Origin of the sequence: Sulfuricurvum sp. RIFCSPLOWO2_12_FULL_43_24 (genome assembly GCF_001829605.1) — a bacterium.
Taxonomy (GTDB): Bacteria; Campylobacterota; Campylobacteria; order Campylobacterales; family Sulfurimonadaceae; genus Sulfuricurvum.
On the sequence record NZ_MIBT01000021.1, the window covers coordinates 17,997 to 29,421 of the forward strand.

Annotated in this window: 13 protein-coding genes and 1 pseudogene; 1 reads left to right on the top strand and 13 read right to left on the bottom strand. The window is 43.7% G+C overall.

The features are described 5' to 3' along the window. The 10 genes from A3G19_RS02165 to A3G19_RS02210 form a co-directional block, all read right to left on the bottom strand. Positions 1-795 (bottom strand): ABC transporter permease, encoded by a 795-nt coding sequence (locus tag A3G19_RS02165; RefSeq protein WP_015653132.1) that lies wholly within the window; start codon positions 793-795, stop codon positions 1-3. Continuing rightward, positions 795-2,636, bottom strand: coding sequence for a flagellar hook-associated protein FlgK (gene flgK, locus A3G19_RS02170; protein WP_294870363.1), 1,842 nt, complete (start codon positions 2,634-2,636; stop codon positions 795-797). The genes A3G19_RS02165 and flgK overlap by 1 nt, the downstream gene beginning before the upstream one ends. Before the next feature lies 1 nt (position 2,637). Continuing rightward, positions 2,638-3,066 (bottom strand): hypothetical protein, encoded by a 429-nt coding sequence (locus A3G19_RS02175; protein ID WP_015653130.1) that lies wholly within the window; start codon positions 3,064-3,066, stop codon positions 2,638-2,640. Between the two features lie 17 nt (positions 3,067-3,083). Beyond that, the gene (locus A3G19_RS02180) at positions 3,084-3,290 is read right to left on the bottom strand and encodes a flagellar biosynthesis anti-sigma factor FlgM (RefSeq protein ID WP_294870365.1); all 207 of its coding nucleotides are present in this window, start codon (positions 3,288-3,290) and stop codon (positions 3,084-3,086) included. A gap of 69 nt (positions 3,291-3,359) precedes the next feature. Continuing rightward, on the bottom strand, positions 3,360-3,653 hold the full coding sequence (locus A3G19_RS02185; protein ID WP_294870367.1) for a rod-binding protein: 294 nt from the start codon (positions 3,651-3,653) through the stop codon (positions 3,360-3,362). After that, positions 3,653-4,699 carry a flagellar basal body P-ring protein FlgI gene (locus tag A3G19_RS02190; RefSeq protein WP_294870369.1) on the bottom strand — a complete coding sequence of 349 codons (1,047 nt, stop codon included), beginning with the start codon at positions 4,697-4,699 and terminating at the stop codon, positions 3,653-3,655. The genes A3G19_RS02185 and A3G19_RS02190 overlap by 1 nt, the downstream gene beginning before the upstream one ends. A 50-nt stretch (positions 4,700-4,749) precedes the next feature. Beyond that, the gene (gene rsmD, locus A3G19_RS02195) at positions 4,750-5,337 is read right to left on the bottom strand and encodes a 16S rRNA (guanine(966)-N(2))-methyltransferase RsmD (RefSeq protein WP_015653126.1); all 588 of its coding nucleotides are present in this window, start codon (positions 5,335-5,337) and stop codon (positions 4,750-4,752) included. Further along, the gene (locus tag A3G19_RS02200; RefSeq protein ID WP_041192390.1) at positions 5,327-5,710 is read right to left on the bottom strand and encodes a hypothetical protein; all 384 of its coding nucleotides are present in this window, start codon (positions 5,708-5,710) and stop codon (positions 5,327-5,329) included. The genes rsmD and A3G19_RS02200 overlap by 11 nt, the downstream gene beginning before the upstream one ends. Position 5,711: 1 nt before the next feature. Beyond that, positions 5,712-6,416 (bottom strand): exonuclease domain-containing protein, encoded by a 705-nt coding sequence (locus A3G19_RS02205; RefSeq protein ID WP_015653124.1) that lies wholly within the window; start codon positions 6,414-6,416, stop codon positions 5,712-5,714. Continuing rightward, positions 6,416-6,850 (bottom strand): hypothetical protein, encoded by a 435-nt coding sequence (locus A3G19_RS02210; RefSeq protein WP_015653123.1) that lies wholly within the window; start codon positions 6,848-6,850, stop codon positions 6,416-6,418. The genes A3G19_RS02205 and A3G19_RS02210 overlap by 1 nt, the downstream gene beginning before the upstream one ends. A gap of 85 nt (positions 6,851-6,935) precedes the next feature. Here A3G19_RS02210 and murA point away from each other — a divergent pair, with 85 nt between their 5' ends. Further along, complete coding sequence (gene murA / locus A3G19_RS02215; RefSeq protein ID WP_015653122.1) at positions 6,936-8,198, top strand: UDP-N-acetylglucosamine 1-carboxyvinyltransferase; 1,263 nt, start codon at positions 6,936-6,938, stop codon at positions 8,196-8,198. 223 nt (positions 8,199-8,421) lie between these two features. Here the strand turns inward: murA and purL are convergent, their stop codons facing one another. The 3 genes and pseudogenes from purL to A3G19_RS02230 form a co-directional block, all read right to left on the bottom strand. Further along, complete coding sequence (purL, locus tag A3G19_RS02220; protein WP_015653121.1) at positions 8,422-10,635, bottom strand: phosphoribosylformylglycinamidine synthase subunit PurL; 2,214 nt, start codon at positions 10,633-10,635, stop codon at positions 8,422-8,424. A 72-nt stretch (positions 10,636-10,707) separates the two neighbouring features. After that, positions 10,708-11,235, bottom strand: a complete 528-nt coding sequence (greA, locus tag A3G19_RS02225) for a transcription elongation factor GreA (RefSeq protein ID WP_015653120.1) — start codon at positions 11,233-11,235, stop codon at positions 10,708-10,710. Beyond that, a pseudogene (locus A3G19_RS02230) lies at positions 11,236-11,425 on the bottom strand (hypothetical protein); the annotation flags it as partial. It lies immediately after the preceding gene.

The following is an 11,425-nucleotide window of genomic DNA, read 5'->3' on the forward strand; positions in this document are numbered from 1 at the left end:
CTATCGCACCTCTTTTTGATTCATTCGCGCTTGAAGCGCATTGGAGATATTCATCAATGAAAACGTAACGATAAAGATCATTAATCCGGGGAAAAAGCTTACCCACCACGCGATATCGATCACCTCTTTACCGCCGCTGAGGATGCTTCCCCAGCTCATCTGCGGAGCAACAATCCCTAGACCCAAAAAGGAGAGCCCTGATTCGGCTAAAATCGCCCCCCCTACCCCGAAGGTAAAGCTAACCAATACGATTGGAGCCAACAGGGGCGCATAATATTTGAGCATGATTGTAAGCGGATGAATATGCGCGATGTGCAAAATACGGATATAGGGTTTGGAGGCTATTGCAAAGCTCTCTGAGCGTATCAAGCGTGCTGTCCCCATCCACCCAGTCATTGAAATAATAAGCACCAGTACCCAAATCGATGCATTGACATAACTGACCAGCGTTAACAGTAAAAACAATGTCGGAAAAGTTAAAAAGAGGTCCACAATGATGATAAAGACTCTATCATAACCGCCGCGCAGCAATGCCGCACTCACCCCATAAAGCAAACCGATTAGCGTAGAGATAAGAGCGCTTGCAAATCCAATCAACAGTGACACTTGTCCACCTTCCATCAAACGCACGAGCAAATCACGCCCCAATCGGTCTGTACCGAACCAATGTTCCATCGATGGAGCAAGCAAAATAGCGCGAGAGTCTAAATAAAGGGGATCAGCCGTATAAAAATACGGTCCGATGAAGGAAAAAAAGATTACCGCGAACAAAACGGCAATACTCAAAAAAGGCATTACTGCTTTATGCCGAGCAAGGTGGTCATCATCTGATCTATCGTCGTAATGATTTTTGCCGCAGCACCGTATGAGGTTTGATAACGGATGAGATTTGCCAATTCTTCATCGATACTCACTTTGGATACCGAATCGTACTCTTGTTTGACCGCATTGTATTGCGCCGTGATCGATTCATTACTGAGGATCGCCGAATTTGTTTTCGTCCCAATTTTGGTCACCAAAGAGTCAAAATATCCGTACACTGTATCTGATGAAGTATCGGTTCCATTTTTAAACATAATCGATGAAAATTGAAGCTCTACCATATCCAACGCGGTCTGATTATCACCTTCAGCAGGTGATTTATGCCCTTTAATGAGTGTCGGATCATTTTTTAAATTCGTATTCAAATCCATAGTTTTAGCATCATAACCGTCAAAAAATCGGTTTACCCCTGTAACACCGGCAAAATTTGTCCCCTGATCTTCAATCGCAAACGTATACCCTTGTGATGCATAAGAAGAGTTCAAATTAATCTGAAAAACATTCGATGCAAACCCAGGAGTCAAGATATCATCAATATCATTTAGCGCGTTATTGTCACTGTTATCATCAACGGATGCCCGCATTTGTCCAATAATACTATTAGCAGTAAGCGGACTGTCTTCCATGACTGTTGTGTCGTTTATCGTTATCGAGCGTCTTCCCACTTCATTGCCGTCGATATCATATACAACAACATCGAAGGTTCCAGTATTAAAATTTTCATCCGTATTCATCAACGCATCCGTTGAGCTGAAACTCAATGTATTCGTACGCATCGAAGAAGTCGCACTCTGTGCGTAGAGATTGTTGGTACTCTCAATCATACCGCGAGCAAACGTATCAAGATTATTAAGTGTCTCTTGTAAAAACCCGTCTTCAAACTCACCGTTATCACCTATGATAGAGCCGCGAAGCTCTAGCAACGCCCCAACTTTTCCTCCGGTAATATTACTGGCAAACGGAATTTTGACACCGTCTTGGCGCTCATAATACAAATCATTATAGCCGTTTTGATTCCCTAAGTTATCAACACCGATAGGATGAAAACTATGCCCGTCAACGAGATTGAACCCTCCGACTTGAATCGTATAGCTCCCATCTTCTATAGCAATATTGCTATCAATATCGTTTCGGCTCTCTATTTGACCGACCAAAACTTTTGAACCGATGAGCTTAGAAAGTGTCATCTCTAATTTATTGCGCTGATCTCGTAAATCATTGGCGTTATTCAGCCCGCCGGCTTCTTCTTCATTAATCGATTTGTTCAATCCGGCAATCTGCTCTGCAATACGGTTTACTTCATCAATATTCACTTTAACCTGCTCGTTGAGAGAGCTTTGTAATCCCGCGATTTGTGAACGGGTTTCAGTAATGTGCTGGGAGAGAGTTTGCGCCTGCTGCGCTAAGGCTACTTTTAAAGAACTGTTGCTTGGATTATTTGCCAACGACTGCCACATATCAAAATAGTTTTGCATGTCATTTTTAATACCGACATCATCTATCTCAGGAAAGTAGGTTGAAAGCTCTTCAAGATTCTTTTTCAAACTATCTGAATATTCTTTGTTTTGCGCCGACGTAGTGTAACGGTTAAAGACAAATTTATCGAAAACACGGGTGATTTCAGTAATTTGCGTCCCATTTCCACGTTGGCCCGGATCGATGCTGATCGGATATGCCGCTGCTGTAACGACACGCTGGCGGCTATACCCTTCTGTCTCTGCATTGGATATATTGTGCCCTGTCGTATCAATAGCAATTTGTGCCGCATTTAATGCACTGTATCCAATATGCAAGGCGTTAAAGATTGATGCCATTTTATGCTCTCACTTCCAAAAATGAGGATTCTGCAGAGGCGACTTTTTGATACCCCTCCATTTGTGTCGGAACAACCCGTTCTAAAAGGGTATTGTAAAACGAGCCGACACTTAAAACCATTTTTGCGTATTGTTGATTCACTTCTCGAAGCAGTGATAAATGTACTTTAAGTGAATCGAGTTGCTGATGTTGTTCATTATCTAAAAGCTCGGAAAGAGGACGAGAAGGATGTTGTGTCATCAATTTTGAAATCTCGCGATCAATCATCGCTTTTTTATGTTCAAAATTTTTAATTTTCTCTTCTTTAATCGCTAAACGATCAAATTGCGGATTATGATTTGCCTCTTTGATATCATCGATGTCTTCTCTGGATAATGAGATAAGTGCCTCGAGATCTTTGATAGCGCTTTGTAATTGATAAGACAACATCATAAACTCCTTCTGCTTTAGGTCAGCTCTTGCGCAATGCGCTTGGCCAAAGATTCGATATCGACACGGTATTCACCTTTTTCAATCGAAGCTTTTAACTCTTCGATACGGCTTGTGTCACCTTGTTTCGTAATAGATTGCACGGATTTCTCCTGCTCTTTGGTTTTTTGTGATTGTTCTTGGTATGCTCCTCGAATGAGTGAGCCGTTCACACTTGAGATCATGGTGAATCCTTATTTTATCCGTTTATGATGTGTACATACCATATCGGCCAAAACCACAAAAAATTTAGTCTATTTCTCTATTTTCGCACCCTTTTGACTTAGGTGTTCGTATAGCATTTGAGAAAATCCGAATCCACCGGCACTTGCATTCGATAATTCTTCACGATACATTGATTTAAAAATTTTATCGCCGGGATCATTGACACTGCTAAAGAGGTTTTTTTCCTCTTTCATCGCTTCATCAAGCATCATTTTCACAATAATCGCTTCAAACTGATCGGTTTTCTCCCGCAGAGCTTTATCCCCCTCTTTGGTTCCGATGGTTGGGACAGCTTTGTTATACTGTACGCTAGAGATATCCATTAGATAACCTCCAAATCAACCGTGATGGCTCCGGCACTTTTCATCGCCTGAAAAATCGAGATCATTTGCTTTGGATTAGCTCCAAGTTTTTGAAGAGATCGTGCGATATTGGCAACCGTCGTTGTCCCTTTCTCCGTGTAAACTTCATTTTCATTCAACCCGATTACAAGACTTTTATCCATCGTGACACTGCCTGCGGGTTTTGCGACCGAATTTTGAGCGAGGATTTTCACGGTAATATCCCCTTGGGTAATAACAACCGGTTTGACCTCTACATCCACACCCGCAACGATGGTTCCCGTACGTTCATTAATGATGATTTTTTGCTCTTGCGCGTACTCGATATCGAGATTTTGTACTTCCGCTAAAAATTCAACCATTGATCGATTTTGCGGTAATTGTAGTTGAATCGTTCTTGGATCAACGGCTGTGGCAACATTCGAGCGGTATTTGGCATTAATAGCATTTTGAATCGCTACCGAGTTGGCAAAATTGGATGATTTAAGAGAAAGTGTCGCGCTCTGTTGATGGTAAAGATCTTGGTTGATTTCACGTTCCACTAAACCGCCGCCGTATACCATTCCGACCGTCGGATGCGATTCAGCACCGGAACCTTTTTCATTTTTACCGCCGATGCTGATAGAACCTTGAGCTAATGCGTAAATTTTACCATCCACCCCTTTGAGAGGTGTCATAAGCAGTGTTCCGCCTTCGAGCGATTTTGCATCACCGATAGAGGATACGACGACATCAAATGCATCCCCTTGACGGGCAAACGGAGCAAATTTAGCCGTAACAACGACAGCGGCAACGTTTTTGGATTTGATATCGACCGGATTCATATCGATGTTCATCGCTTTGAGCATATTCGCGATCGATTGAAGGGTGAATTTAGAGGTAGTACCGTCACCCGTTTTTTTCAAACCGACGACAAGCGAGTAACCGATAATCTGATTATCCCGTACCCCGACGATATTCGCGACTTCGCTGATGCGGGCTGCTTGAGAGAGGCTTAGTAAGCAAAAAAGTAGTATAAAAATTCTCATGCCAATCCTTTATTATCAAAGGATAAAGCAAAGTTTATTCCATAATGGATTTATGTATAATAGGTAAGAGACGTTTTTCCGAATTTTTTGAATTTTAGTCGATTAAAGTGACCGATAGCATCGGGGAGTTCGAGGGTACTCATGTGTTCGATGATAATCAAAGTCGCCATTTCCAGAGGAAGTGAGGCGATCATATCGATGGTTTTATCGTATATCTCCTCCATCCCCTCACGGATTGAAAAAGGGGGATCAACGTAGATAAAAGCACTCTCACCGAGTGCTGCGAGACGCTTTTTTACCTGAGTGATGTTACTGAAACTGTCCCCTTCGAGAATTTCACATGCCCTCGGGTCGGTTTGGGCAATATTTTCACGCAATGTTTTGATCGCATCACGATCTTTTTCCATAAAAATGATCTTTTTAGCTCCTCGGCTCAATGCTTCGAGGCCGATAGAACCGCTTCCCGAGAAAACTTCAACCAATACCGCATCGATAATATCAAACTGAAGTGTGTTAAAAAAAGATTCCAGCACAATCCCTTTCGAACTTCGGGTCGTCTCTTTGGAGGGAAGTTTCAGGGTTTTCCCCTTATATTTTCCGGCAATGATTTTTTTCGTAATGGTGGGGTTATTTTTCATAAAATGCTCGTACTGCTTTGAGGATATTTGCTTGATATTCGAGGGTTAGCTTCTCGATGTGACGTTCTAGGATTTCAAAACTCACCTTTTCCTCTTCATCTGAGACCATAACCTCATCTTCGACAATAGCAGGGCTATTTTTTTGAGAATCAAATTTTTGATTGAGGGCATGGAGCAATTGGGCTTTGGAAAACGGCTTGATCAACTCGGAGCCCTCATCCACACCAATAACAAATGTAGGGTGCTGCTCATCACGAATATCTTTATCCCGAATCAAAATATCGCACTGGCGTAGCGAGCTCAAATGCCCATCGAGAAAAAGCTCCAATGAGCGCTGCAACAATGGCGAATCACACTGTATAGCTACCTTCAAATCACTTTCCTCTCAAATAATAATCGATACTATAACGCAAATCCTCGTCCATGTCCATCAAACTCTCCACCATCCACTTCAGATATCCCGGATCTTTGAGTGCAATCTCTTCGATCCTTTTTTTAGCGTATTTTCCAAACGGTAAACGGACTAAGAGCACATGACTTTTCGAAATCTCTATAAGACGATCTATCTCTGCCAAATCAAGTAAATATTCCAAAATCATACGAGTGTGCAACGCATCACTGAGGGGATGATGAGGAGTAATACTGATTCCTGCTTCCTCGAATACTCTCATTTCATCACGGTATAGCCGTAGCTCATAACGCAAAAACTGCAAACTGTATCCTTCCAAATCATCCATCAAAGACTTAGAACATTTCAGCGTATCGATAACGCTTCCCTGCCATGTCAACCCCTCTTTTTCGAGCATCGAGAGTTCAAAGGGGGCATTATGGGATACGAGTATATTTTCCGGTGTATTGAGAGATTTGAGTTTTTCAGCGCTTATGGATTGGGAAAAAGAGGGAGACTCTTGCAGCATTTCATTCGTAATATGATGGATCGCCGAAGCGTGAGGAGGGATTTTTTTACCCGGATTAATCAGTTCAAAATGGCTCACATCATCAGCGATCATACCTAATGCACAAATACGGTCTTTCATCTCTAAACCCGTTGTTTCCGTATCGAGAAAAATCAGCATCATTACCCAGAAACAGATGTTTTTAAAGAAGCCATTAGATTATGATAATGTTCTAACGTACGAAAACTTTTCTCAAAACGCCATCCCAATACAAAAGAGACGATCTCTCTCTTTTGTTCCGAACTCAGTTTTTCAGCACGTCCGTAATATCCTAAAGAGCTATTTTTATTTTTAACTTTTGCATTTTTATCATAAATTATGGCAATAATTTGAGCGTATTTACCCTCTTTTACCGCGCCTAAATCTTCATCGGATAGAGATAAGCCTGAGAGATTGATCGCTTTATACTCAAATAAATCTTCAAACCGTTTGACTTTCGCATCGATACCCAATTTAAGGTAAAGTTCTTCGAGTGTTTTAAGATTGCTTTTTCGCTCTAACTCATAGCTGGAGATTTGTGCTGTCAGGTTTTTCAGTCGATCCAGTGCCGAACTCACATTTTCTCCTTCAAATATCTCTCTATTTTGATAATTTTAACCACAACTAGCTTATAATACGTAACTTTTATTATTTGGGATATAAATGAACTATTTACGTATTCAAGGCCCTACCAAACTAAGCGGAACCGTCACCATTTCGGGCGCCAAAAATGCGGCATTGCCACTAATCACTTTAACGCTGTTGGGGCACAACCCTATCACCATGAGCAATACCCCTGAAGTCGCTGATATTAAAACTCTGCTAAAACTCCTCGGCAACCTTGGTGCGAGTTATACATTAGAAGATCATGTTCTCAAAATCGACACCTCAACCGTAAACCATACGATGGCAAACTACGACATCGTTAAAACCATGCGCGCTTCCATTCTCGTTCTCGGACCGCTCCTTGCCCGTTTCGGGCATTGTGAAGTTTCCCTTCCGGGTGGATGCGCTATCGGTCAACGTCCGATCGATTTACATCTCAAAGCAATGGAACAAATGGGTGCTACCATCACCATTCACGCGGGATACGTCCATGCGATTGCACCGGAGGGTCTTAAGGGAGCCCACATCATCTTCGATAAAATCACCGTTACCGGAACGGCAAACGTTGTCATGGCGGCGGCATTAGCACACGGTAAAAGTGTCCTCGTAAACTGTGCAAAAGAGCCTGAAGTCGTTCAACTGTGTGAAATCCTCCGAGACAGCGGTATTGATATTACCGGTATCGGAAGCTCAGAACTAACCATCATCGGTACCGGTGGAAAAACCATTGATATGGTCGATTTCGAAGTTATTCCTGATCGTATCGAAGCAGGTACTTATATGTGTGCCGCAGCGATTACCGATTCGGTTGTTACACTCGATCGTGTACGTCCCGATCATTTGGATGCTGTTACTGCGAAATTAGAGCAAATGGGATGCCGTATTGAATGCACTGAGAGTACGATGACCGTTTATCCCGCATCTGAACTCAAACACGTCGATATTGTAACCCAAGAATATCCGGCATTCCCAACCGACATGCAAGCGCAATTTTTAGCCCTTGCTACGATTGCAAAAGGAGCCAGCACGATTGAAGAGCGATTGTTTGAAAACCGCTTTATGCATGTGAGTGAGTTGCAACGTCTAGGTGCCGAGATCAAACTCAGCGGCCACACTGCAACCGTAATCGGGCCGTGTGATCTTGCCGGTGCTGATGTCATGGCAACGGATTTACGGGCATCCAGTGCACTCGTCCTTGCGGCCATGGCAGCTGAGGGAACCACCAATGTCCACCGTATCTATCACCTCGATCGCGGATATGAGAATCTTGAGCTTAAACTTCGCGCACTCGGTGCAAATATTGAGCGTCTGCAAGAGTAGTTTCACCCTCATTCCCGTGCAAACGGGGATTCATCTTCCCGTTCTTCTTATTCCCCGCAACGATAGCTAAGATTGGTAATGTAATATTCGCAATAGTTTTTTGGACGGATCCGAAAGATTTTTCTGAGTAATTTTTTCATACACAGCTGTATGCAAAAAGTGTTCCAAAACATGTGTAGAGGGGGTTAAAACGGCTCTCCCCGCAGGAAGAAAAAAAGATAGATTAAAGGTCGCCTTCGATCACTTTTTTGAACGTATTGTAGTAAATATTTTGCATCTCAGGAAGTCTCATCGACACATCATTGAGGGTAAACGTATCCCCGCCGACGGTTCCGATTTTCACGCATCCCAAAGAACCGACCATCGCTTCAAACGCCTTACAGTTTTCAGGGACTACTTCGATAATTGCGCGAGACATACTCTCCGCAAATATATCACGAGAGTCGGTTACAGAGATTGTAGCATTTACCCCTTTATCACTGACGCAAGCCATTTTAGCGAGTGCCATCGCCACACCGCCCGAACTACAGTCTTTTGCCGCAGCCAGCAACCCTTTTTTGTTTGCTTCGATAACGAGGTTCCAAAGAGCACGCTCTTTATCGTAATCGATAGCAGGGATCGTTCCCGCAACAACATTGTAAAGCTCTTTCATATAAAGAGATCCGCCAAATTCCGAACGGCTTTCACCGACAAGGTACAATGCATTACCTTCGCACTGGAACGCAGACATCAATACTTTGTTTTGATCTTCATTGACACCGACCATTGCGATTGATGGAGTCGGGAATACCGATTTACCGTTGGTTTCATTGTAAAGCGATACGTTTCCGCCGATAACCGGAGTGTTCAGCTCGGCACACGCTTCTTTAATCCCAAGACACCCTTGGCCAAACTGCCACATCACTTCAGGATTTTCAGGATTACCGTAGTTGAGACAGTCGGTAATCGCTTTCGGAGTCGCACCGCTCATCGCGACGTTACGTCCACTCTCGATTACCGCTGCTGCCGCTCCCGCTTTCGGATCGATGAAACAGTAACGGACGTTACAATCGGCACTCATTGCCAACGCTACGCCATTTTCTTTGATACGGATAACGGAAGCGTCGAGTTCGCCCCCTTTTTTGATCGTATTGGTTTGTACCATTGAATCGTATTGCTCATAAATCCAATGCTTATCGACCACTTCCATCGAAGCGATCAATTTCTCGAATGCACTCTGATTCTCTACCGCTTCAAAATCGCTCAATTTCACATTAGCAATCTCATCGAGGTATGCAGGGCGACTCATTGGACGATCCAAGATCGGAGCCTCTTCACTCACCGGATCAACCGGAACCTCAGCACATTTCTCTCCGTGCCAGAAAAGCTCCATATTGCCCGTCGCCGTTACTTCACCGATCACGGCACAATCGAGATCCCATTTTTCGAAAATATCGATGATCGCCTGCTCAGTCCCTTTACGCGCACAGATAAGCATACGCTCTTGCGATTCGGAGAGCATAAACTCGTATGGCATCATCCCCTCTTCACGGGCAGGAACCTTGTCAAGATGCATAATCATCCCACTGCCTGAGCGTCCCGCCATCTCGAATGAACTAGACGTTAGTCCCGCCGCACCCATATCCTGAATCCCGACAACGTAATCGGTTTTGAAAAGTTCCAAACACGCTTCAAGAAGCAATTTTTCGGTAAACGGGTCACCCACCTGTACCGTAGGACGAAGCCCTTTGGATGCTTCGGTAAAGCTGTCCGAACTCATCACCGCACCGCCGAGACCGTCGCGTCCCGTTTTAGACCCGACGTAGATAACCGGATTGCCGATCCCCTCCGCTTTTCCGTAGAAAATCTCATCGCTTTTCGCGAGTCCGAGAGTAAATGCATTGACAAGAATGTTCCCGTTGTAACACTCATCGAAACTTGTTTCGCCGCCGATGGTCGGAACCCCCATACAGTTACCGTATCCGCCGATACCCGATACAACACCGCGTACCAAATAACGCTGATGGGCACTGATATCATCTTTATTCAGCACATTTCCGAAACGGAGCGCATTGAGGTTGGCGATAGGACGAGCACCCATCGTAAAGACGTCACGCATGATCCCGCCGACACCGGTTGCAGCCCCTTGGTAGGGTTCGATAAAACTCGGATGGTTATGGCTCTCCATTTTGAAAACTGCCGCATATCCGCCGCCGATATCGATAACACCCGCATTTTCACCCGGTCCTTGGATAACCCACGGCGCTTTAGTCGGGAAACCGTTCAAATGTTTTTTAGATGATTTGTAACTGCAGTGCTCACTCCACATAGCCGAAAAAATTCCGATCTCAACGAGATTTGGCTCGCGCTCTAGAATTTTTTTGATATGGGCATAATCGTCCATTGACAATTTATGCTGTTTTAGAACTTTTTCGATCTCTGGGAGGGGAGTGCTCACGGCAAATTCCTTAAAATAGTAATAGTAACGCGATTATATCAAAGGGGAATATTCATCCATCTTAAAGCAGTGTTATTTAAATCCGAAATCTTTTTCACTGCGCAGATTTTTCTTCAGTGAAAAGATATCGATATAGGTAATTGCACTCACCTCATAACTCTTTTTTCCGTTGGGGAGATAAACGCTAAATTCGTCCCCCTCCTCTTTACCTAACATTGCACGTGCGAGTGGTGAGTGAACCGAGATTAGTCCGTTTTCCGGCTCGCTCTCCAACGTTCCGCAAACAGTATAGGAAAACTCCTCTTCCGTGTTCACATCCATAATCGTAATAGTTGCACCAAAATGGGCGCGGGAGTGATCGAGAATGGAAGGGTCAATCATTTGGGCTTTTTGGATCATCGAATTGAGATAAAAAAGACGTTTATCGATATGTCGCAATTTTTCTTTAGCCGCATGATACTCCGCATTTTCACTTCGATCTCCCAGCTCTGCCGCCCGTTGTTTTTCAACATTGACACGGGGTTTTTCGACATCTTTGAGGAATTTAAACTCTCGCAAGAGTTCATCATACCCCCTGGGTGTCATCGGTTCATTGCTCATTTACGCCGCAAATCCAACAATATAATAGGTCGGTTTCCCATCCACTTTTTGGAGACTCACTTTGTACTTATCCGCGAAATGGTTAATTTTCTCCATTGCATCCGCCGCACTGATCTCACCCGTCGCATCGATCTTGATTTTAAAATAGTCGTTGCTGTTTGACAATGCCACATACGATTCATCGGTTTTA